23 protein-coding genes are annotated in these 20,696 nt (G+C 59.7%); 10 read left to right on the top strand and 13 right to left on the bottom strand.

Annotated features, from left to right (window positions below; genetic code table 11):
- Nucleotide 1: 1 nt before the first annotated feature.
- The gene (locus VC35_RS27580; protein ID WP_015096369.1) at nucleotides 2–499 is read right to left on the bottom strand and encodes a hypothetical protein; all 498 of its coding nucleotides are present in this window, start codon (nucleotides 497–499) and stop codon (nucleotides 2–4) included.
- 125 nt (nucleotides 500–624) lie between these two features.
- Between VC35_RS27580 and VC35_RS27575 the strand changes: the two genes are divergently transcribed.
- Entirely contained in the window at nucleotides 625–2,679 is a 2,055-nt protein-coding gene (locus tag VC35_RS27575; RefSeq protein ID WP_046043862.1) for a S9 family peptidase, read from the top strand.
- Between the two features lie 214 nt (nucleotides 2,680–2,893).
- On the top strand, nucleotides 2,894–3,367 hold the full coding sequence (locus VC35_RS27570) for a cyclic nucleotide-binding domain-containing protein (protein WP_046043861.1): 474 nt from the start codon (nucleotides 2,894–2,896) through the stop codon (nucleotides 3,365–3,367).
- Here VC35_RS27570 and VC35_RS27565 read toward each other — a convergent pair.
- Complete coding sequence (locus VC35_RS27565) at nucleotides 3,364–3,654, bottom strand: hypothetical protein (protein WP_046043860.1); 291 nt, start codon at nucleotides 3,652–3,654, stop codon at nucleotides 3,364–3,366. The genes VC35_RS27570 and VC35_RS27565 overlap by 4 nt on opposite strands.
- A 95-nt stretch (nucleotides 3,655–3,749) precedes the next feature.
- Between VC35_RS27565 and VC35_RS27560 the strand changes: the two genes are divergently transcribed.
- From VC35_RS27560 to VC35_RS27545, 4 genes are all read left to right on the top strand, one after another.
- Nucleotides 3,750–4,436, top strand: a complete 687-nt coding sequence (locus tag VC35_RS27560) for a spermidine synthase (RefSeq protein WP_046043858.1) — start codon at nucleotides 3,750–3,752, stop codon at nucleotides 4,434–4,436.
- Nucleotides 4,437–4,486: 50 nt separating this feature from the next.
- Nucleotides 4,487–4,858 carry a YajD family HNH nuclease gene (locus VC35_RS27555; RefSeq protein WP_007898702.1) on the top strand — a complete coding sequence of 124 codons (372 nt, stop codon included), beginning with the start codon at nucleotides 4,487–4,489 and terminating at the stop codon, nucleotides 4,856–4,858.
- 198 nt (nucleotides 4,859–5,056) lie between these two features.
- Nucleotides 5,057–5,527, top strand: a complete 471-nt coding sequence (locus VC35_RS27550; protein WP_046043857.1) for an RNA methyltransferase — start codon at nucleotides 5,057–5,059, stop codon at nucleotides 5,525–5,527.
- A gap of 79 nt (nucleotides 5,528–5,606) precedes the next feature.
- Entirely contained in the window at nucleotides 5,607–5,984 is a 378-nt protein-coding gene (locus VC35_RS27545) for a YgaP family membrane protein (protein ID WP_046043855.1), read from the top strand.
- Nucleotides 5,985–6,112: 128 nt separating this feature from the next.
- Here VC35_RS27545 and VC35_RS27540 read toward each other — a convergent pair whose 3' ends face one another.
- Nucleotides 6,113–7,342 (bottom strand): hypothetical protein, encoded by a 1,230-nt coding sequence (locus VC35_RS27540; RefSeq protein WP_046043854.1) that lies wholly within the window; start codon nucleotides 7,340–7,342, stop codon nucleotides 6,113–6,115.
- Between the two features lie 34 nt (nucleotides 7,343–7,376).
- Nucleotides 7,377–7,826: a YcgN family cysteine cluster protein gene (locus tag VC35_RS27535; RefSeq protein WP_046043853.1), complete on the bottom strand. Its 450-nt coding sequence runs from the start codon at nucleotides 7,824–7,826 to the stop codon at nucleotides 7,377–7,379.
- A gap of 164 nt (nucleotides 7,827–7,990) precedes the next feature.
- On the opposite strand from VC35_RS27535, the gene VC35_RS27530 reads away from it, so the two are divergent.
- Nucleotides 7,991–8,584 carry a nitroreductase family protein gene (locus VC35_RS27530; RefSeq protein WP_046043852.1) on the top strand — a complete coding sequence of 198 codons (594 nt, stop codon included), beginning with the start codon at nucleotides 7,991–7,993 and terminating at the stop codon, nucleotides 8,582–8,584.
- Nucleotides 8,585–8,662: 78 nt separating this feature from the next.
- On the opposite strand, the gene VC35_RS27525 is transcribed toward VC35_RS27530, so the two are convergent.
- From VC35_RS27525 to VC35_RS27500, 6 genes are all read right to left on the bottom strand, one after another.
- Complete coding sequence (locus VC35_RS27525; RefSeq protein WP_046043851.1) at nucleotides 8,663–9,595, bottom strand: D-2-hydroxyacid dehydrogenase; 933 nt, start codon at nucleotides 9,593–9,595, stop codon at nucleotides 8,663–8,665.
- Between the two features lie 119 nt (nucleotides 9,596–9,714).
- Nucleotides 9,715–10,008, bottom strand: coding sequence for a YcgL domain-containing protein (locus VC35_RS27520; RefSeq protein ID WP_046043850.1), 294 nt, complete (start codon nucleotides 10,006–10,008; stop codon nucleotides 9,715–9,717).
- Nucleotides 10,005–11,138: a ribonuclease D gene (gene rnd / locus VC35_RS27515; protein ID WP_046043849.1), complete on the bottom strand. Its 1,134-nt coding sequence runs from the start codon at nucleotides 11,136–11,138 to the stop codon at nucleotides 10,005–10,007. The genes VC35_RS27520 and rnd overlap by 4 nt, the downstream gene beginning before the upstream one ends.
- Before the next feature lie 123 nt (nucleotides 11,139–11,261).
- A complete protein-coding gene (locus VC35_RS27510; RefSeq protein ID WP_046043848.1) occupies nucleotides 11,262–11,924 on the bottom strand; it encodes a class I SAM-dependent methyltransferase in 663 nt (220 codons plus the stop codon).
- A gap of 72 nt (nucleotides 11,925–11,996) precedes the next feature.
- Nucleotides 11,997–13,646 carry a phosphoethanolamine transferase gene (locus VC35_RS27505; RefSeq protein ID WP_046043847.1) on the bottom strand — a complete coding sequence of 550 codons (1,650 nt, stop codon included), beginning with the start codon at nucleotides 13,644–13,646 and terminating at the stop codon, nucleotides 11,997–11,999.
- 190 nt (nucleotides 13,647–13,836) lie between these two features.
- Entirely contained in the window at nucleotides 13,837–15,219 is a 1,383-nt protein-coding gene (locus tag VC35_RS27500) for a glutamine synthetase family protein (RefSeq protein ID WP_046043846.1), read from the bottom strand.
- Nucleotides 15,220–15,691: 472 nt separating this feature from the next.
- Here VC35_RS27500 and VC35_RS27495 point away from each other — a divergent pair, with 472 nt between their 5' ends.
- The 3 genes from VC35_RS27495 (at nucleotide 15,692) to VC35_RS27485 (ending at nucleotide 18,860) form a co-directional block, all read left to right on the top strand.
- Nucleotides 15,692–16,876 (top strand): cyanate transporter, encoded by a 1,185-nt coding sequence (locus VC35_RS27495; RefSeq protein WP_046043845.1) that lies wholly within the window; start codon nucleotides 15,692–15,694, stop codon nucleotides 16,874–16,876.
- Between the two features lie 13 nt (nucleotides 16,877–16,889).
- The gene (locus VC35_RS27490; protein ID WP_046043843.1) at nucleotides 16,890–17,807 is read left to right on the top strand and encodes a DMT family transporter; all 918 of its coding nucleotides are present in this window, start codon (nucleotides 16,890–16,892) and stop codon (nucleotides 17,805–17,807) included.
- A 114-nt stretch (nucleotides 17,808–17,921) separates the two neighbouring features.
- Nucleotides 17,922–18,860, top strand: a complete 939-nt coding sequence (locus tag VC35_RS27485; RefSeq protein WP_046043841.1) for a LysR family transcriptional regulator — start codon at nucleotides 17,922–17,924, stop codon at nucleotides 18,858–18,860.
- A gap of 3 nt (nucleotides 18,861–18,863) precedes the next feature.
- On the opposite strand, the gene VC35_RS27480 is transcribed toward VC35_RS27485, so the two are convergent.
- The 3 genes from VC35_RS27480 to VC35_RS27470 all read right to left on the bottom strand — a co-directional run bounded on the left by VC35_RS27480 (nucleotide 18,864) and on the right by VC35_RS27470 (nucleotide 20,532).
- Complete coding sequence (locus tag VC35_RS27480; protein ID WP_046043840.1) at nucleotides 18,864–19,229, bottom strand: 5-carboxymethyl-2-hydroxymuconate Delta-isomerase; 366 nt, start codon at nucleotides 19,227–19,229, stop codon at nucleotides 18,864–18,866.
- Nucleotides 19,230–19,286: 57 nt separating this feature from the next.
- A complete protein-coding gene (locus VC35_RS27475; protein ID WP_046043838.1) occupies nucleotides 19,287–20,213 on the bottom strand; it encodes a LysR substrate-binding domain-containing protein in 927 nt (308 codons plus the stop codon).
- A 127-nt stretch (nucleotides 20,214–20,340) separates the two neighbouring features.
- Nucleotides 20,341–20,532 (bottom strand): YegP family protein, encoded by a 192-nt coding sequence (locus tag VC35_RS27470; protein WP_046043837.1) that lies wholly within the window; start codon nucleotides 20,530–20,532, stop codon nucleotides 20,341–20,343.
- Between the last annotated feature and the right edge of the window lie 164 nt (nucleotides 20,533–20,696).

Raw genomic sequence — 20,696 nt, 5'->3', positions numbered from 1 at the left:
GTTACAGACGGGGTTCGACTCGCATCCGCTGAGGATTGCTCGGCACGGGCGGACGACCGTAACGATCATCGCCGGCACCGCCGAACGGTTGATCATCCTCAGGCTCTTCGGCGCGGACGGCGGCTTTGGTGGCAGCCTCACGCTCCTTGCGGGCGTTGGAGGCGCGTTCGATGGGGAAACGGATCGCCACCAGCACCAGATAGAGGCCGAACGCGATCATGCCGTACATGAACAGATCGGAAATCGCCCGCCAGGCGTTATTGCCGACCTTGAACAGCAGGTCGAGCGCGGTAATGGCGACAGCCGGTGCGACTTTGTCCTTCACCGGGTCGATGATGGTCGGGCTGAACAGCAGCACGACCATCGCCAGCCGCAGTGGCTCACGCAGCCAACGCCACATCCAGCGGGTCAAGCGCATCCACACCAACAGGCAGCCCAAAGCGGCGAAGGCGTAGAGGCCCCAAGCGATCAGATAGTCGTTCTCGGTCATGGTGTCCATGGCAAGGCAGGCAAAGAGGCGCTTATGATAACGGCTTTTCGCCCATCAGGCTGCATCAATGCCTGACTGTTGGGCGCTATCCAGGTTGCCAAGCCCCTATTCCGTACACTGTTCGAGAGCCCTTCATGCCCCTATCCGCCAACATTCACGACGCTCCGATCGCCCACAAGGCTGAAGGCTCCGACCCGTATGCCTGGCTGCAAGAGCGCGACACCAAGGCAGTGCTCGACTACCTGAAAGCCGAAAACAGCTATCAGGAGGCGCAAACCGCCGACCAGGCCGGGCTGCGCGAAACCCTGTTCGAAGAGATCAAGGGGCGGATTCTCGAGACCGACCTGTCCCTGCCCTCGCCGTGGGGACCGTATCTGTATTACACCCGCACCACGGCGGGCGATGAGTACGCCCGGCACTACCGCTGCCCGCGTCCGGCCGATGACAGCCTGACCCTCGACGAAAGCCGCGAACAACTGCTGCTGGACCCCAACGAACTGGCCAACGGCGGCTTCTTTTCCCTGGGTGCGTTCAGCATCAGCCCGGACCATCAGCGTCTGGCCTACAGCATCGACTCCAGTGGCGAGGAGATTTACACGCTGTTCGTGAAGGAATTGTCCGAAGGCCGTGTCAGCGAACTGGAATTCCAGGACTGCGACGGCAGCATGACCTGGGCCAACGACAGCCTGACGCTGTTCTTTGGCGAACTGGACGACACCCATCGCCCGCACAAGCTATACCGCTATCGCCTGGACGGCACGGCGGCCGAAGAAGTGTTCCATGAGCCGGACGGTCGCTTCTTCATGCATTGCTACCGTTCAAGCTCCGAGCAACAATTGCTGCTGTCCGTGGGCAGCAAGACCACCAGCGAAGCCTGGGTCCTCGACGCCAACCAGCCGCTGCAAGCCTTTACCTGCATCGCGCCACGGGTCGAGGATCATGAGTACGACGTCGACCACGGCGTACTCGACGGACAATGGACCTGGTTCATTCGCAGCAACCGTGACGGCATCAATTTCGCCTTGTACACCGCTGTCGATACCGGCGCCGCGCCCACCGAAGCCGACTGGCAGAACCTGATCCCCCACAGCGACACGGTGATGATCGACGGCATCAGCCTGAACACCGGGGCCATGACCCTGAGCCTGCGGGTTGGCGGCTTGCCGGTCATTGAAGTTCACCCACAAGGCCTGCCGCCTTATCGCGTGCAACTGCCGGATGCGGCCTACAGCCTGCACGTGCAAAACAGCCTGGAGTTCGAAAGCGACCGGATTCGCCTGCGTTACGAGGCATTGAACCGTCCGGCGCAAATCCGTCAGCTTGAACTGGCAACCGGCGAGCAGAAAGTCCTCAAGCAAACCCCGGTGCTCGGCCCGTTCGATGCCGACGCCTACGTCAGCCAACGCCTGTGGGCCACCGCGCCGGATGGTACTCAAGTGCCGATCAGCCTGGTGATCAATCGTGCAGACCTCGGCAAACCCGTGCCGCTGTACCTCTACGGCTATGGTGCCTACGGCGAAAGCCTCGACCCGTGGTTTTCCCATGCGCGCCTGAGCCTGCTGGATCGCGGCATGGCGTTTGCCATTGCCCACGTGCGTGGCGGCGGCGAACTGGGGGAAGCCTGGTATCGCGCCGGCAAGCAGGAGCACAAGCACAACACCTTCAGCGACTTTATCGCCTGTGCCGAACACCTGATCGCCCAAGGCTTCACCACTGCACCGCAGTTGGCGATCAGTGGTGGCAGCGCCGGTGGCTTGCTGATCGGCGCAGTGCTCAACCAACGGCCAGAGCTGTTTGGCGCCGCCATCGCCGAAGTGCCGTTCGTCGACGTACTCAACACCATGCTCGACCCTGACCTGCCATTGACCGTGACGGAATACGACGAGTGGGGCAACCCTGAAGAACCGGGCGTCCATGATCGGATCAAGGCCTACGCCCCGTACGAAAACGTCACCGCGCAAGCTTATCCGGCGACCCTGGTGATCGCCGGCTACAACGACAGCCGCGTGCAGTACTGGGAAGCGGCCAAGTGGGTGGCGAAATTGCGCGCGACCAAGACCGACAGCAATCCCCTGCTGCTCAAGACTGAACTGGGTGCCGGACATGGCGGGATGAGCGGTCGATATCAGGGATTGCGTGACGTAGCACTCGAATATGCATTTTTGTTCAAGGTTCTGGGTATTGCCTGAGGAACCTGGCGCGTTGTGCCGGTCTTAACTCCTGACACCGGCGGCCGATACAACACCTGTACCCCGTGGGAGCGAGCTTGCTCGCGATGGCGTCAGCACAATCAACATTACTGTTGCCTGTGAAGCCGCAATCGCGAGCAAGCTCGCTCCCACAAGGGATTTTCGGTGAATTCAAATTCGAGTCAGCAACAATCACAAAAAAGACCGTGACGACATGTCTGAACCAACCTTTCTGAACAACGAAATTCGCGACTGGCTAATGGATTGCGGCCTGTTCAATCAACTGTTGCCGGCGGACTTCGCCGCGGCTTCGGGCTACTTCAGTATCAGCACCATTACCCAGGGCGAGGAGATCTTTCAGGAGGGCGATGCCGGCAGCTTCATGTGCATCATCCACACCGGTCAGGTGGCGGTGCAAAAAACCACCGCTGACGGGCAACGAGTCACCATCGCCACCTTGCGCAGCGGCCGCTCATTCGGCGAAATGGCCGTGCTTGATGGCGAACGGCGCTCAGCCAGTTGCGTAGCCGCGAGCAACTGCCAGTTGCTCAACCTGGGCAAGGACTCGCTGGAAAAGATGCTCAACGACGCACCGAAAATCGCCGCCAAAATCATCCGCGCTCTCGCCGTGTCCCTCTCCAAACGCCTGCGCATGGCCGACGGCCAACTGCTTTCGCAGCAGGTCTAGCCGCCCGGCGACTTGGATTTCGGCAGATTGGGCTCCAGCCCCGGCACGGGCTGGTCCTTGGTCGGCGGGCTCGGCATTTCGATCGGCACCAACGGCGGACCACTACTGCCGGGGCCGACTTTAGGCAAAGGCGCCGGGCTGATCTGCGGGTAAGGCGTGGGCGTCGCGGTGCCGGGCGAGCCGGGCATCGGCGCGGGGCTGACGGGAATCGATTGCAGCTGTTGCGCCTGCACTGCAGTTATCGAGAGCGCGGCCAGGGCAATGACCGTTAGAATGGTGCGCTTCATCAATGGCTCCGTTGGCCTTGTCGTCATAAACAGGCTACTCCCAACTGCGTCTGTTTGCCCTCCCGAGTTCTGCCAATTTTCTTCAAGTGAGCCCCATGAAACGTTTCGTTCTGCTGGACACCACCCCCATCCCTGAAAACGGCGGCGCCCTGTGCCTGTTCGAATATGGCGAGGATTTTGTCATCAAGATCCAGGGCGGCGACGGCGGACAATTGATGAACACGCGCATGCACGGCTCCGAAGATGCCCTGGCCGAGATCCCGTGTCGCAAGGTCGCCGGTCGGCCGAATTCGCGGGTACTCATCGGCGGCCTGGGCATGGGTTTCACCCTCGCTTCGGCGCTCAAGCACCTGGGCAAGACCGCCGAAGTGGTGGTCGCTGAATTAGTGCCTGGCGTTGTGGAATGGAATCGCGGGCCACTCGGCGAGAAAGCCGGAAACCCGCTTCAAGACCCGCGGACCGTGATTCGCATGGAAGACGTGGCCAAAGTCCTGCAGGCCGAGCCCCAGGGTTTCGATGCCATCATGCTCGACGTCGACAACGGTCCCGAAGGCCTGACCCAGAAAGCCAACAGCTGGCTGTACTCCGCCGGCGGCCTGAGCGCCTGTGCCAAGGCCCTGAGACCGAAAGGCGTGCTGGCCGTCTGGTCGGCCAGCGCTGACCGACAATTTTCCGACAAACTGAAGAAGGCGGGTTTCAAGGCCGAGGAAGTGCAGGTCTTCGCCCACGGCAACAAGGGCACCCGCCACACCATCTGGATTGCCGAGAAGCTCAAGGGCTAGGCTAAACTTCACCCTATAACCGTCATCAGTCTTTCAACAAAGGTGAACCCATGAGTTCGTCCACCCCGACCAACACCTCGAAGCTGGATCGCATCCTCGCCGACAACCAGCGCGACAAGGAAATGGGCTACCGCGACAAGGCCCTGAAGATGTACCCGCACGTCTGTGGCCGCTGCGCCCGTGAATTCTCCGGCAAGCGCCTGAGCGAACTGACCGTGCACCACCGCGACCACAACCACGACAACAACCCGCAGGACGGCTCGAACTGGGAGCTGTTGTGCCTGTACTGCCACGATAACGAGCACTCGCGTTATACCGACCAGCAGTATTTCGACGAAGGCTCGCTGAGCACGCCGAAAATCGCCAAAGCCACGCACAACCCGTTTGCGGCGTTGGCGGGGTTGATGAAGAAAGAAGACTGAAGATTTTCAGCGCCTGATCTGGCCTCATCGCGAGCAAGCTCGCTCCCACATTGTTCTGCGTCCGTCAGGACACCTCGGTCAACTGTGGGAGCGAGCTTGCTCGCGATAGCAATCGCTCAAACACCACCAATCTCAAACTGACCACCCCTGCCCCAATCCCCGTATAATCGCGCTTTTTTCCCGAAAGGCACCCCGCTCGTGGCAGACAAACGGTACAGCTGCATTGGTTTGTATAACCCCAAATCACCGGAGAACGTCGGTTCGGTGATGCGCGCCGCTGGCTGTTATGGCGTGGCGTCGGTGTTCTACACCGGCAAGCGCTATGAGCGCGCCGCCGACTTCGTCACCGATACCAAGCGCGTGCACTACGACATCCCGCTGATCGGCATCGACGACCTGAAGAAAATCCTGCCCCTCAATTGCGTGCCCGTCGCCGTGGAACTGGTCGAGGGCGCCCGCCCACTGCCGGAATACACCCACCCGGATCGCGCGCTCTACATCTTCGGCCCGGAAGACGGATCGCTGGATAAAGAAATTCGCGACTGGTGTGAGGACGTGGTCTACATTCCGACCACCGGTTGCATGAACCTGGCCGCCACGGTCAACGTCGTGCTCTACGACCGCCTGTCCAAGGGGCTCAATACCCGCTCCGGGCCAAAATTCCGCTAATCGCCGCACATCCGATTGAACGAGCTGCCCGCCCCGGCTGTCAGCTTGACTATCGATCCCTGAAGCCTGGAGACAGACCATGAGCGAACTCAAACGCGTCGAGCGTATCGAATCCACCCCGTTCCAGAGCCCTTCCGAGCAGAACGTGCAGGGCTGGGAACGCGTCGGCTCCCTGGCCGGCGGTGTGGTGATGGTGGGCAAGGGCCTGCGTCGTGGCGGGATCTTTGGCCTGATCCAGGTGGCCATCGGCGGCGTGGCCCTGGCCCGTGGTATTACCGGCCACAGCTCGGCGAAAAGCCTGCTGGAGAAAGGCCGTCAGGACATGAACAACGTGCGGGCGAAAATCCAGCGGGCGGGTGAAGAACTGAGCCAGATGAAAGCCAATGCCGAGGCGGCGACCAAAACCGCGACGGTTACGGGCAATGATTCGTTGAAGTCACCGAAGACCGGGGTTTGATCCGGATCGTCCGGTGGGGCTGATGGCCCTATCGCGAGCAAGCTCGCTCCCACAGGGTTATGTGGCGTTCACAACAATTGCATTCACCTCCAATCATTGTGGGAGCGAGCTTGCTCGCGATGACGGACTCACTGAATCAACTCAGTACTCAGTACTTTTGAAGAACCACCGATCACGCTCTCGCTGAGCTGAACAAACGCCTGGGTATCGATATCCCCCAGCCGCATCGCCCCGCGCAACACGTCGTCCAGCGACCGCTTGTTGTGGGTTTTCAGGCGAATCTCGCGATCCAGTTCCTGCAGCAACACCACCGCCCTGGCCACCTGCATCGCAGTGATCTGTTCACCACGCAGCGTGGTGACTTTCTGGCTGTTCCTGACCAGTTTGGCGTGCAGGTTCTCGTAGCGCTCATCACTCATGCCACCAGCCCGGCGCACCAGTTCGATGGCGTAATACTCGGCAAAGCCTTCGCTGATCCAGTCACTGCGCTGGGTGCCGTTGATCCGCCCAAACATCTGGGCCAACTCGCGGACCAGGGCACTGGTGCCGCTTTCGCTGACCAACGGCAGACGACTGTTGAGGTAGATCGACTCATGCGCCGACTGGCTGCCGCGCCACATTGGGTCATTGGCCCCGACGATCAGCAGTTTGCCCGGGTGTCGCGGATACAGCGCCTGCACTTGCGGCCAGACGAAGGTCAGTAGCGTCAGCACATCCATACGGTGCATGCCCTGCCCCAGCGGCGAGGCGACGGTGACCTCGGTCTCGCCCAGACGAGTACGGCGGCTGCCGAGCTGACCCGCGAGCATCCAGCCGGTGGGCCGGTCGAACAGTCGGGAAGGGTTGTCGATACGGAATTTATTCGGGCCGATTCGTGGCCACGCGGTTTCAACGCTGTTCCAGCCACCGGGCAGTTCGAATTCGAGGCGTGCAACCAGTTCGATGCCGTCCTGTTGATCGAGTCTGGCAGCCGGTACCAGATCGTCGCCGCGCATCAACGCCCAGTGTGGCGTCATGCGCGTGTCGAAGCTGCCGCTCTTGCGCCCGTGGCTGATGTTCACGCGGTAGGTCAGGCAGGCCTTGTCGGCAGCAGGATGCCAGACACCACGCGCCGCATTGCCGGGGGTCAGCTGCCATTGGCCGTCAGCCTTGAAATCGCTGTAGTGACTGCCGTCGCCAAGGTCGAAATCCAGGCTGCGTACCGCCGAGCCCCGGGCAAGCGTCAGGCGCACTTCGGCCTGATCGCTCTGGGGCAACAGGCGCACGTGGTAATCCAGATTGACCTTGTTCGCAGCCCATGCGGGCGAATTCACGACCAGTAATCCAACAACCCACGCCTGCCGCCATCCCACAGCCATACACACTCCTTCGTGAAACGTTGAACGTTGGCAATCAGCCTGCGCGGAAAATCAGGTGATCTTCCCAGTCATCTTCCGGCACGCTGCCTTCGGCGAGCATGCGCCCGGACTGGGAAATCCGCTCGTGATGAACAGCATCGCGATCACCGCACACCAGGTGGTGCCACAACGGCAGATCCTTGCCTTCGCTGACCAGGCGATAGCCGCAGGTCGGTGGCAGCCATTTGAACTCGTCGGCCTTGCCCGGTGTGAGCTGGATACAGTCCGGCACGGAGTCACGACGGTTGGAATAGTCCTTGCACTGGCAGGTTTTCAGGTCCAGCAGTTTGCAGGCGATGCGCGTGTAATAGACGCTGTTGTCGTCTTCGTCTTCAAGCTTTTGCAGGCAGCACAATCCACAGCCGTCGCACAGCGACTCCCATTCCTCCTGATCGAGTTGATCGAGGGTCTTGCGTATCCAGAACGGTTCTACTTTGGCGGCCATGGTTCGAGTATCGACATCAGGTGGTGAAAAGGCCGCCAGTCTAGTGCCCGAAGCCCCTTGGGCCAAGCATTGGCGACTGTCGGTAGAACGGGCTTGTCAGTTTTTGCGCTGCCAAGTAGGGTTTTGCGTTGCCCCCACTTTCAAACGTAGCAAGGAATCTCTTGATGAGTGCCAACCCACGCGTTGCCGATTACGCCATTCACCCTCAGTTCACCGATCGCTGGTCGCCCCGCGCCTTCACTGGCGAAACGATTCCAGAGGAAACCCTGCTGAGCTTCTTCGAAGCCGCCCGCTGGGCACCCTCGGCCTACAACTCGCAACCTTGGCGTTTCCTTTACGCACGTCGCGACACGCCAAACTGGGAGCGTTACCTGGGCCTGCTGAACGAATTCAACCGCAGCTGGGCACAACATGCTTCGGCCCTGGTGATCGTGATTTCGAAAACCACCTTCACCACGCCTGGCGCCACCGAAGAAACCCCGGCCCTGTGGCACACCTTCGACACCGGTTCCGCCTGGGGTCACCTGGCCTTGCAAGCGAGCCTGAGCGGCTGGCACACCCACGGCATGGCCGGCTTCGACCAGGAACTGACCCGCAAGGAGCTGAACATTCCTGAAGGCTACGCCCTGCACGCCGCCCTCGCGGTGGGCAAGCTGGGGGACAAGGCCAGTCTGGCGGATTACCTGCAAGCCCGTGAAGAACCAAGCCCGCGTCGTCCATTGAGCGAGCTGGCGGCTGAAGGTGACTTCACCCTCTAAGTCCCACCGTAAAACCAATGTGGGAGCGGCGGTGCGACGTTTCGACTTGCTCGCTCCCACACTTTGACCGCATTGGATTTAATACCCGCGATCGAAATCCACTTCCCCGCGTAACGCCTCTCCCGCCTGATACGCCCGCAGGTTCTCGACAAACAGTTTCACCATCATCGAAGGCGAAGTAGGTGCCGAGCTGTGGCCGGTCAGCAGCAGGCCCCAGGCCGTCCAGAATGGATGACGCTGGGGCAAGGGTTCCTGACGGCACACGTCGATCACTGCGCCCGCCAGATGCCCTTCCTTCAAGGCTTCCACCAGATCCGCATCGACCACCGCCACACCGCGCCCGGCGTTGATGAACAACCCGGTCGGCTTGAATTGCTTGAACAGCGTCGCGTCGTAGATATCGTGGGTTTCCACGGTGTTCGGCAGCAGATTGACCACGTAATCGACTTCACCGACCAGCCGCGGCAGATCCGCCAGTGAACCGACCTCGATAAACGGTGCCTGCTCCCGTGCCGTGCTGGCAATGCCATACAACTCGACGCCGAACGGTACGAGGAACTGCGCGACACTTTGACCGATATCACCGGTGCCGACGATCAACACCTTGCGCCCCGCCAAGCTCTGGCCATGGCGACTGTCCCATTTGCGCTCGACCTGGCTGACCAGTCGCGCCAGCACTTCACGTTCGTGACCGAGCATGTACGTGAGCACGTACTCGGCCATGACCTGGCCAAAGATTCCGACTGCACGGGTCAGTCGATAGTGCCGGGGCAAGCCATCGGCCAGCAGCGGCGTGATGCCGGCCCAGGTCGATTGCAGCCATTGCGGTTGATGGCCCTGACGCAACAGGGTCGCCAGCAAATCAGGCTGGCCGAGCCACACCGGGCAATCGGCGGCCTGACTGGCCAGTTCAGCGGAATCACCGCTGGTCAGCACCTCCAGGTCCGGTGCCGCCTCGCGCAACAGTTGGGCGTACACGGGGTGGTCGTGTTCAGCAATCAGGACGCGCATGCTTCAAACCTTTCAAAAACGGTGCAGACGGCCGCCGACGGAGCAGTGCTCCGTCGATGCTGCCATCGCTAAAATCAATCAGTGTTTCATAACCACTCTGAACAGAGCCTGTCTGCCGCTCACATCGGATCGTTACGACGCAACAATTCTTCCGGCAGGTGCTCGATGTACTCGTCTTCGGCAGGCGGCATTTGCAGGTGATAACCCTGTTTTTCGAGGTTTTCCAGCACGACCGTGATGTCCTCGCGCGACAGTTTGCGCTCGGGGCTCAGCACCAGGTCGAACGCGTGGATGGCCTTGCCGAAAGCTGCCATCAGGGGATCCGGCACGCGCTCCAGAGCATCGCTCTTGAGCACATACAGGTACATTTCGTTTCTCTTCGAGCTGCGGTAGATGGAACAAATACGTTTCAAGGCTGTTCTCCGGCGGTGGCCAGGCTGTCGAGCAGCGCCTGGCCCATCAATTCGCGGCGCCAGCCACGCAGCGAATCAGGCAATTGGTAGGGACCATTGGGGAAGCCGCTCTTGAGCAGCGCTTCCAGGGTTTTCTTGCGCAGCATCAGTTCCGGCGCGATGTTCAGGCGTTCGGCTTCGGCCTGGCCTATGGCCTTCATTTGTTTGAGCAGCACAGCGGCATCCACCGGCAACGGCTCCGGCACGGCTGGTGGCCATTGATCAGGCGACACACTGCCAGAGCGCTTGATCAGATCAAGCAGAAACTCGCCGTCCTGACGCACGGTACGCGGGTGCATGTCTTCGATTTTCGCCAGGGCGCCGAGGTTATCCGGTTGCGTACGCGCCAGCGGCCACAACGAATGCTCGCGGATAATCCGGTTGCGCGGCAGGTCGCGGACCCGGGCTTCCTTTTCACGCCAGGCGCAGAGCTCACGCAAAACGGCGAGTTGAGCGCGGGACAGCTTCCAGGCCAGCTTGGCATCGCGATAGACCTCGTACGGGTCGATCTCGCGGCGCAGGTTGGCCACCAGTTCGGCGCCGTCTTCCAGGACCCAGACGTATTTGTCGTCAGACAGCTTTGGACGCAGCTTTACGAAGACTTCAGCCAAATGCACGGCATCTTCGGCGGCATAGCTGATCTGGGTTTCGGAAAGCGGACGTTGCAGCCAGTCGGAACGGGTTTCACCCTTGGGCAGGTCGATGCCGAGCACTTCCTGCACCAGCCGCGAATAACCCATGGAAAAACCGAGGTTCAGGTAAGCGGCAGCCAATTGCGTATCGAACAGTGGCGCCGGCAGGCTGCCGGTCAGGCGTAGCAGGACTTCGAGGTCTTCGCTGCACGCGTGGACAACTTTGAGCACCGCCGGGTTTTCCAGCAACGCGGCCAATGGCTGCCAGTTGTCGATGGTCAGCGGGTCGATCAGATAGGCGCGAACGCCAACACCGATTTGCAGCAGGCCGGCGATCGGATAGAAGGTGTCGACCCGCATGAATTCGGTATCGAGGGCAACGAATGGCAACTGTTGCCACTCGGTGCACAACCGTCCGAGGCTATCGTTGTCGCGAATCCAGTGAATATCGATGGCCACACGGCTCTCCCTTGAAGAATGGCGCGCAGTATATATCGCCCCCGGCGATTTCCGCGCATCCACTGAACAAGAGCGTTAGCGAAAATTACTGCGTGACATACAGAATAGTCCGACAAAGTCGGGCTAGCTGGTCTTACCCAGCACATAGACCCGCATCCGCGCGCAACCAGGGAAAAAATCCTGATGGCTGAGCAAACGGAAACCCGCCTGCCTGAACTCGCTTTCTACCTCGGCCTTGCTCGGTAATGGCCGGGCCGGAACGCCCTCCCCACCTGAATGTGCGCCCTTGAAAAGTCCGTCATGGCGCACCGCGACAATCACCGTATCGCGACTGACTCGGTAAAACTCACCCAGCATCGCCAGACGATGTTCCGGGTTATGGAGGAGCTGAAACAGTTGCATGCAAAAAATGCAGTCAACCGCGTTCTCCGACAAGCCAATCGAGAACGCGGAACTCTGAAAGGTCTTGACCCGCTTCAACAGACTCTGCGGGTGATGTGTGCGGGCATGATCGAGGATGTCCTGGGACGGATCCGTCGCAAGGATCACCCGATTCGCGTGCTCGGCCAGCACTGGCCAGAAACGCCCCACACCACAAGCCACATCAAGGATCAGACCAGGCTCGCCAGCGACCTTGAGTGCATTGCGCACCAGACGCTCCTCACGCCAGAGCGCCAGACGCCCGCCCAGACCCGGCGCTTGCGGCTGAAGGCAGACGCGCGCGTGCTCCTGGTCGTAGCGCCGGGCGATCTCAAGCTCGATGGCGGTTGGAGGCTGAGCAGACATGTGCAATGGCTCTTGATAAAAGTTCTACAGGCCGCAGGTCGGCGGCCGCCGCGTGAAACAGAATCGGAGCACTCAATCCTTGGCCAACACGCCGTCGGCCACTGGACCACGACATCCGGCAAACATGTCCAGATCCTGGTTGTACACCTTGCTGCTGACCTCCAGCAGCCCAAGCATCGAATGGAACAGGTTGTCCTGGCTCAGGGGTTTTTCACGACTCTGTTGCAGGCAGTGGGTATCTACCGCAAACGACTTTTTATAGCTGTCGGAGAACCAGGCAAACATGGCTACATGCTTTTGCTGCTCGGGTGCCAGCATGTAAGGCGTGCCGTGGAGGAACAAGTTGTATTCACCCAGGGACTCGCCGTGGTCCGACAGATACAGCATCGCGGTGTCCACTTTGCCCTGGTTACTGCGCAGCAGATCGATCAAGGTCGACAGCACATGGTCGGTATAGACCAGGGTGTTGTCGTAGCCATTGACGATACTTTCGCGACTGCAATTGTTCAGGGCATTACTTTCGCAAACCGGGGTGAAGCGCTCGAATTCTTTCGGGTAACGCTTGAAGTACTCCGGACCGTGGCTGCCCATCTGGTGCAATACCAGTACAGTGTCCTTGTCCAGGGTATCGATGAAATGTTGCAGGCCTTGCAACAGGATTTCGTCGCGGCATTCGCTGTTGTTGCACAGCGCCGGATCTTTCAGGTTGCTGACGTCCTGAATGGTGACGCGATCGCAGGTACCTTTGCAGCCTGACTGGTTGTCACGCCAGATCACGTCGATACCCGCATGCTTGAGCACGTCCAGCAGGCCTTCTTCGTTCTTTGCCTTGCTGGCGTTGTAGTCCTTGCGCCCCATATTGGAGAACATGCAAGGCACCGATACGGCGGTTTCAGTACCGCAGGAATGCACATCGGTGAAAGCGATCAGGCCATCTTCCTTACTCAGTTTCGGAGTGGTGTCGCGGCTATAGCCAAGGATGCCGAAGTTCTCCGCCCGGGCACTTTCACCCACCACAAGCACCGTCAGGGATTTGCGTCCGTGAGTTTGCCAGGCCGGATTGCGCTGGGCATCTTCACCGATCTTGACAAAGGGCTGCCGGGCCGTCGCTACTTTCTCGCGCAAGAAACCAGACGTGGCACCAATGTAGTTGCTTGGCACCACCATCAGGCGCAACTCGTGGTGATTGCGAAACAGCGAAGACAGGCCTTGATAGTTAACCAGTGCGACACCACCAATGACTGCCGCCGAAGCAAAAGTCACTAGGGCTTTACTGAGCAACTCACGATGCCAGCGACGATAACTAATTGGAGTTTTCCACAACAGCCATGACGGCAATACGCCGAGCAGCACAATATAAACAAACAACTTAGGTGACAGTAAGTCGCGCACTTCCGTAGCGTTGGTTTCAGCGAAGTTACGCAACATGCCGGTGTCGATCAGGACACCATACTGGCTCATGAAATACGCCACGCCCGCGCTAGTCATGAACAGCAGGGTCAGGACCGGCTTGAGCACCGGCCGGAAGGCCAGCAGGGTCAGCACAATGTTGAAGGCCGCGAAAATCATCACCCCAAAGGCCACGCGCATGACGATGCCCTTGCCGTCGGATGCGGTGATTTCGAACAGGTGTTGCCAGAGTACAAAATTGAAGCCAAACAACAAAAATGCGCTGGCAATCAGTGTCACCCATTCGGGGCGCACGGCTTTAATCTTAAGCATGAGTTTCGGCGGGTCCTGAAAAAAGGCGTCTTCGGAAAATGTGAAAATTTCATTTACCGAGACAGCTCTAATTTTAGGTAGTCAACCATCAATTTTTTGTGAAAAAGAAGCCAACAATTAGTTGGCTTATAAAACCAGCCTGGAACTTCCAGACTGGCTGAGAACGATTCAGCTCCAGTACAGCCTCGGCTCAAGCCTGGTGCAAATACCATCGCCAGTCCTGCTCGCCGACCTCCCCCATGAATTGACGATATTCGGCGCGTTTCACTGCCAGGTAAACGCCGAGGAATTTGTCGCCGAAGGCTTCCCTGGCCCAACTTGAACCTTCCAGCGATCGCAAGGTGGTCAGCCAGTCTGTCGGCAACAGTTTCGTGGCCTGGGCGTAGCCATTGCCTTCCACCGGCGCACCAGGGTCGAGCTGTTCGCGGATACCGCGATGAATACCGGCCAGAATCGCCGCAGCCGCCAGATAGGGGTTGGCGTCTGCGCCACAGATTCGATGTTCGATGTGCCGGGAATACGCAGGCCCGCCAGGTACGCGCAAACTCACGGTGCGATTGTCCACGCCCCAGGTGGCCGCCAGGGGCGCATAGCTGTTGGCCTGGAATCGACGGTAGGAGTTGGCGTTGGGGCAGAACAGCAACAGCGAATCGAGCAAGGTACTGAGCATGCCGGCGACGGCCTGCTTGAGCAGTGGCGTTCCATCCGGGGCTTCGCTGGCAAAGAGGTTGTTGCCGTCCTTGTCCGCCAGGCTCACGTGCATGTGCATCCCGGTGCCGGCCAGGTCATCGAAAGGCTTGGCCATGAAGCAGGCTGTCATGCCGTGCTTGTGCGCCACACCCTTGACCAGACGCTTGTAGCGCACCGCTTCATCCATCGCCTGTAGTGTGTCGGAGCGGTGCTCGAGGGTGATTTCCACTTGCCCCGGTGCGTATTCGGAAATGGCCGTGCGCGCCGGAATCCCCTGGAGTTTGCAGGCACTGTAGAGATCGGCCAGGAACGGCTCGATCTGCTCAAGCTCGCGCAACCCATAGACCTGGGTGCCGTGCGGACGCCCGCCATCGACATCCCGTGCCGGTTGCGGCCGGCCATTGCTGTCGCGTTGCTGATCCAGCAGGTAGAACTCCAATTCCGCCGCCATGACCGGGTAATAACCGTCTGCCTGCAAACCTTCGATGACTTTGGCCAGCAAATGACGGGGATCGGCAATGGTGGCGGGCATTCCCTCCGTCGGGTGCATGCTGACCTGCACGGCAGCGGTCGGTATCAGACGCCACGGCATTCGCGTGAGGCTGCCGCTGATCGGGTAGGCCCGGCAGTCGATATCACCGACGTCCCAGACCAGCCCGGAGTTTTCCACGTCATCGCCGTTGATGGTCAGGCCGAGGATGGTGCTCGGCAATGGCCGCCCGCTTTCATACACCGCCAGCAACTCGTCACGATGCAACAGCTTGCCCCGCGGCACACCGTTGTTGTCGAGGATGAACAGCTCGAACATTTCAATATCCGGGTTCTGCTCCAGAAAGGTCTGGGCTTCTTGCCGGGTGGCAAACGAGGTCGTGGCACTACTCATGGGAACTCTCTTTTTCCGTGTCAGGCGGGTGCGCAAAAGCACCCGTACTTTAATTCCGGCATCAACCGGAATATGTAGGAACAATCAGCGGAAAAAGCAGGAATCCGGCGGGCGCGCATGGCGGCAATGCCACAGCGCCCAGAAAGCCAGTTCAGAAGGAAGTGCAGAGAGGTTTGGCGCGGTGGCGGGCGTGAATCGACGACCAAGGCTCGACGCCCGAACGTCGATGGATGCCTTGAAGTGGATTGCGACTGGCCGACCGTCCATAGAGAGAACCGCAGAAAACAGATGACCCGCAGCGTCACACGATGGCTTGAGTCGTTAAATCAGGATTTGAAGAACCTTGGATGTCGTCTGGCTAAACATTTGGCTACGACTTGTATTTAATTTCTAAATACTTCGCCGGAATTTCTGATTTGCCGCCTCCAGGCCTCGCGCGCCTAATCGGAACCCTATTGTTCAAGGTCCGATCATGGAAAACACCCGAGCCACTTCCCGCCCTGCCCTCTGGCTCATGTTCAGCATTGTCCTGGTTGCCCTGAACCTGCGCCCTTCCATGGCCGCTATCGGGCCTCTGCTCTCGGCGATTCGCGACGACATTGCGCTGAGCTTCAGCCAGGCTTCACTGCTGACAATGTTGCCGGTGACGGCCATGGGACTGGCGATGTTTGCCGGCCTGCGCGTCAGCCAGAGATTCGGCGAGCAGCGCACGGTGGTGTTCTCGTTGCTGGTCATCGGCGTGGCCACGCTTTCGCGGTTGTTCCTTGATTCAGCCGCGGAGCTGCTATTCAGTGCCGTACTGGCAGGTATCGGGATCGCCCTGATCCAGGCCCTGATGCCTGCGCTGATCAAATCCCGCTTCAGCGACCAGGTGGCCCTGTGCATGGGGCTCTACGTCACGTCAATCATGGGCGGAGCCGCCATGGGGGCTTCCTTTGCGCCGCTGGTGATGGAGCGTACCGGCAGCTGGCGTATGGGCCTGGCGATGTGGGCCGTTCTCGTTGTGCTGGCATTACTCTTCTGGCGCGGCCAAAGCGCGGGGATGCCAACACTGGATTCGAGGGCATCCAGCAAAGGTTCGTACTTCGCCAATTCCCGCGCGTGGTTACTCGCTATTTTCTTTGGCCTGGGCACTGCGTCCTACACCTGTGTTCTGGCCTGGCTGGCGCCGTACTACGTGGAAAAGGGCTGGAGCGAACAGCACGCCGGATTGCTGCTCGGGTTTCTGACCGCCATGGAAGTGCTGTCGGGCCTGCTGACGCCCGTCATCGCCAATCGCAGCCGCGACCGCCGCATCGTGCTGACGGTATTGCTGGCACTGATCATCGCCGGATTCTGTGGACTGATTCTGAGCCCGCAGCATTTGAGCCTGATGTGGCCATGCCTGCTGGGGCTGGGCATTGGCGGCCTGTTCCCGATGAGCCTGATCGTGTCGCTGGACCACCTGGACAATCCATTGCGTGCCGGTGGCCTGACCGCATTCGTTCAAGGCATCGGCTACTTGATCGCTGGCCTATCGCCGCTGCTGGCGGGGATCATCCGCGGCCGGCTCGGCAGCTTTGAATGGGCCTGGTGGTCGCTCACGGCGGTCATGGCGCTGATGCTGCTGATGGTTTTGCGCTTCAACCCTAGGCACTACACCCGTCACATCCATTGACCTGGAGCCTGCCATGAAAACCACCTGTTTCGCCGTCGCTCACGCCAGCATGCTGCTTTGGGCCTTGTTGATCGCCGCATCGTTTTCCGCTGCGGCGCAAGTGAGCCAGGCCATCGACCCGATCCTGCTGACCGGTTTGCGCCTGCTGTTTTGCGCCTTGGTGTTTCTGCCGCTGTTGCTGCTAAAAGGCGATGCCGTCATGACCACCCGCGCGCTGCTGGGTCACGCGGTACTCGGCCTGCTGCTGGCGCTGTACTTCGGTTCGCTGTTCGAAGCGTTGCGCTACACCTCGGCCGTCAACACCGGGACGATGTTCACGCTGGTGCCGCTGATGACCCTGGGTTTCGAAGCCGTGCTGACACCTGACAGCCGTCTGAAACAACGGATTGTGCCGATGCTGCTCGCCGCTGCGGGGGCGGTTTTGTTGATCATGAAAGGCACCGGCCCGGGCGAGTTGCCATCGCCCTATGCACTGACGGTGTATGGCATCGGCTGCCTGGCGATGGCGCTCTACGCCCCCCTCAGTCAGCGCCTGAAAGCCGATAGCCTCAAGGGACGCGGACCGGTGCCCATGACGTTCTGGAACATGCTGTTCGGTGCGCTGTTTCTGCTGGTGTTCTGTGGATTCAGTGGCGGTTGGCGCTCGGCATCATTACTGACGCTCAACGATTTCTATTGGCTGATGTACCTGGCGGTGTTCGCCACACTGGCGACGTTCTGGCTGCTGCACCGGGCCATCGGGGTGATCGCGCCGTCCTCGGTGATTTCCTACATCTACCTGAGCACGCTGTTCATCACCTTGTTTCACTGGCTTTGGGGGCGCCAGATGCCGCTGCCGCAGGAAATGGCCGGCGCGGTGCTGGTGGGCCTCGGCATGTTCGCGCTATTGATGTCCAGTCGCCGCGCCGTGTCGGCGATGGTCCAGGGCTGACAGGGTCTTGGGCGAAACGTCCTGCAAGGCATTTTCCCTGCTCGCTCATTCCGTTAGGATAATTCACCCACCCCTGCACACGGTCAGCGCAAGGGACCCAGCGAGACGCAATGGATGCTGAACAGCAATTCGCTTAGAAAACTCGACATGCAGGACCTCATGGTGTTCGTCGCCGTGTCTGAGCAGAACAGCGTCACCGTCGTATCCGAGACGCTCTGCGTCAGCCAGTCAACGGTGAGTTACTGCTTGAAAAAACTGCGCACCAGTTTCGAGGACGAACTGTTCACCAATACCCGTACCGGCGGCATGCAGCCCACCGGCAAGGCCAGCGCGATGTACCCTCACGTGCTGAAAATCCTCGATAGCATCAACCTGTGTCACGCCGGCTTACCCACGTTCGACCCTGGCCTGCAACCGGTGACCTTCAATATCTGCGCACCGGAATATTTCGAGCAATTGATCCTGCCGCGCCTGTTGAAAACATTCGACCTCGCCGATCTTCCGGTGATGGTCAATGTGTTCAAACTCCAGGCCGATATCCCTGCCGAAGCGTTGCGCGAAGGCAGCCTCGACCTGGTGATGTGCTTCGGTCCGAACTTCCATCGCAGTCACATCGATTTCAAATCGCAGACGCTACTCGAAGATGACCTTGTGTGTGTTTTCGACAAACGCGCCACACCGGCGGAACCGCGCCTGAGCCTGCAAACCTATGTCGAACGTCGACATGTGTTCCCGACACCCTGGACGTCCGCCACCAACATGGTCGACGGCTGGCTTGCGCAGCAGGCACAACAGCGCCAGATCGTCGCACGCGCCAACAGCTACAGTGCAGCGCTGAAGCTGATTACCGGCACCGACTATGTCCTGACCCTACCCCGGCGCATCCAGCGATTGCTGGCCAGTACAGACACCTTCAATCACTGTGAAGCGCCCGAAGGCTTGCCGAGTTTCACCCTCGACATGCAGTGGAACCAGGGTGTCGATCAGGACAGCGCCAACACCTGGCTGCGAACGCAAGTGATCCAGGCCTGCGTCGAGCAGGAATCAGCCTGATGTTCAGTTGTTGATGGCGGTCTTGCTGTAGGAGTCGCGATCGATGTCGAGAATTTCCACGCACAACTGGACCTCGATGCTGCTCGGCCATTCACACAGCTCCCGCACCACCGCCAGCAGGCTTTCAGACAGCTGTTTCTTGATCTCTGCGGAACGACCACTCAACAGCGCCAGTTTCACATGCACGAACGCCCGCTCGGCCAGTGCCGTGCCGACCTTGAACGTCTCGACCTTGACCGCGCGGCTCTTGATGTCGAATTCGGCAGCAAACTGACCGGAACCCACCAATGTATTGTTCAACCGCATCAATGCCACATCGGCATTCAGATCAGTCAGGTTGGCGGTGTATTCCATGTGCAGGTGAGGCATGAGTCAGTTCCTGTTAGTAGGTGGAGAGGTCGTACATATAGCACAGCGCCGCCCTGTTCATTCGGGCGGTGGCAAAACGGCACGTTCACTCATGAACGCTTCCAGGCGCGAGCGTAACCAGCGCTCGGCAGGGTCGGTATCGACATGACTGAGCCAGACCATGGACAGGTCCAGGGTGGGTGTCTGGATGGGAAAGGGTTCCTTGAACAGCACTCCCGATGCAGCCATCGCCTCGGCGGTGTAGTCCGGCAGGCTGGCAATCAGGTCCGTCCCGGCAAGCAGCGCTGGCAGCGAACTGTATTGCGGTACCGAGAGCACCACTTGGCGCGTACGGCCGATGTCCGCCAGCCACTCGTCGGCGTAGCCACTGACGTTGGCGGTGTGGGATACCAGCACGTGCGGTCGCGCGCAATATTCATCGAGGGTCAGCGGTGTATCGGAGGCATCGGCGCGCAAAATGCTGGGCTGGATGTGCCGCAGCAACTTGCGCTTGGCATTGGCCGGCAAGCCACGGGTCTGGCTGATACCCACCGTGATATCGCCGGACGCCAGCAAGTCGGGAATCCGCCAGTAATCGACATGCTGCACAACGAACACCACGTTGGGCGCTTCCTGGCGCAGCGCTCGCAGTAATGGCGGCAACAGGCCGAACTCGACATCGTCGGACAGCCCGATGCGGAACGACATCGTGCTGCTGGCCGGGTCAAAATCATGGGTCAGGCTCAAGGCCACGGACAACGAATCCAGCGCTGGTGAGAGGTGCCTGATGATCTCCTCGGCCCTTGCCGTCGGCTCCATGCGATGGCCAACGCGTATGAACAGCGGATCATTGAACATCGCACGCAAGCGGTTGAGCGCCGAACTGATGGTCGGCTGGCCGAGAAACAGCTTTTCCGCCACCCGAGTGACATTGCGCTCGAGCATCAGCGTTTCGAATACCACCATCAGGTTGATATCCGCCTTGCGAAGTTCATTGCGATTCATCCACTGCCCCCCGATCCCCAAATCTGCTGACAGTTTAGGTAGCGGATGCGACTGCCGTCTATCCGACTCAGGTCCAACAGCCTGACACGGGTTGAAACGAAGCGGCCCTGAACGAGCAGCTTCCCCCTCAAACTTCCTTGATCGGGGTCTGCTCGCAGGTTCCCTTGATCAAACTGATTGCATGCAGGCAATCGGCCTTGTTGACGTACGCCTCCCCGCTGGCAATCGTTTCATGATTGCCAGCCCTCAACCGCCAACGCCATTGGCCCTTGCCAGTCAGAACAGTGCCGCGGATTTGTCTGTAAATCTCAAAATACATTGCTCGCTCCTTGCGATTGCTGGTGACTGCAGGTCAGTGCTCTGCAGTCATCAGAATAAAGGAGGAGTTTCCAAGGCGATTACTTGCAATGTCAGGGGATATTTCGCACTGGAGACCCAGAGTAACCGCGTACGAACTTTCCCGCGGACAAAAACAAAACCCCT

The sequence above is a fragment of the Pseudomonas fluorescens genome (assembly GCF_000967965.1).
Lineage (GTDB): Bacteria > Pseudomonadota > Gammaproteobacteria > Pseudomonadales > Pseudomonadaceae > Aquipseudomonas > Aquipseudomonas grandcourensis.
The sequence above is the reverse complement of the archived record's forward strand: the minus strand, read 5'-3'. Positions and strand labels throughout refer to the sequence as shown.

Excerpts from the sequence above, each read along its gene's own strand:
- VC35_RS27580 (WP_015096369.1), bottom strand. The coding sequence starts at position 499 with ATGGACACCATGACCGAGAACGACTATCTGATCGCTTGGGGCCTCTAC.
- VC35_RS27575 (WP_046043862.1), top strand. The coding sequence starts at position 625 with ATGCCCCTATCCGCCAACATTCACGACGCTCCGATCGCCCACAAGGCT.
- VC35_RS27570 (WP_046043861.1), top strand. The coding sequence starts at position 2,894 with ATGTCTGAACCAACCTTTCTGAACAACGAAATTCGCGACTGGCTAATG.
- VC35_RS27565 (WP_046043860.1), bottom strand. The coding sequence starts at position 3,654 with ATGAAGCGCACCATTCTAACGGTCATTGCCCTGGCCGCGCTCTCGATA.
- VC35_RS27560 (WP_046043858.1), top strand. The coding sequence starts at position 3,750 with ATGAAACGTTTCGTTCTGCTGGACACCACCCCCATCCCTGAAAACGGC.
- VC35_RS27555 (WP_007898702.1), top strand. The coding sequence starts at position 4,487 with ATGAGTTCGTCCACCCCGACCAACACCTCGAAGCTGGATCGCATCCTC.
- VC35_RS27545 (WP_046043855.1), top strand. The coding sequence starts at position 5,607 with ATGAGCGAACTCAAACGCGTCGAGCGTATCGAATCCACCCCGTTCCAG.
- VC35_RS27540 (WP_046043854.1), bottom strand. The coding sequence starts at position 7,342 with ATGGCTGTGGGATGGCGGCAGGCGTGGGTTGTTGGATTACTGGTCGTG.
- VC35_RS27535 (WP_046043853.1), bottom strand. The coding sequence starts at position 7,826 with ATGGCCGCCAAAGTAGAACCGTTCTGGATACGCAAGACCCTCGATCAA.
- VC35_RS27530 (WP_046043852.1), top strand. The coding sequence starts at position 7,991 with ATGAGTGCCAACCCACGCGTTGCCGATTACGCCATTCACCCTCAGTTC.
- VC35_RS27525 (WP_046043851.1), bottom strand. The coding sequence starts at position 9,595 with ATGCGCGTCCTGATTGCTGAACACGACCACCCCGTGTACGCCCAACTG.
- VC35_RS27510 (WP_046043848.1), bottom strand. The coding sequence starts at position 11,924 with ATGTCTGCTCAGCCTCCAACCGCCATCGAGCTTGAGATCGCCCGGCGC.
- VC35_RS27505 (WP_046043847.1), bottom strand. The coding sequence starts at position 13,646 with ATGCTTAAGATTAAAGCCGTGCGCCCCGAATGGGTGACACTGATTGCC.
- VC35_RS27500 (WP_046043846.1), bottom strand. The coding sequence starts at position 15,219 with ATGAGTAGTGCCACGACCTCGTTTGCCACCCGGCAAGAAGCCCAGACC.
- VC35_RS27495 (WP_046043845.1), top strand. The coding sequence starts at position 15,692 with ATGGAAAACACCCGAGCCACTTCCCGCCCTGCCCTCTGGCTCATGTTC.
- VC35_RS27490 (WP_046043843.1), top strand. The coding sequence starts at position 16,890 with ATGAAAACCACCTGTTTCGCCGTCGCTCACGCCAGCATGCTGCTTTGG.
- VC35_RS27485 (WP_046043841.1), top strand. The coding sequence starts at position 17,922 with ATGCTGAACAGCAATTCGCTTAGAAAACTCGACATGCAGGACCTCATG.
- VC35_RS27480 (WP_046043840.1), bottom strand. The coding sequence starts at position 19,229 with ATGCCTCACCTGCACATGGAATACACCGCCAACCTGACTGATCTGAAT.
- VC35_RS27475 (WP_046043838.1), bottom strand. The coding sequence starts at position 20,213 with ATGAATCGCAATGAACTTCGCAAGGCGGATATCAACCTGATGGTGGTA.
- VC35_RS27470 (WP_046043837.1), bottom strand. The coding sequence starts at position 20,532 with ATGTATTTTGAGATTTACAGACAAATCCGCGGCACTGTTCTGACTGGC.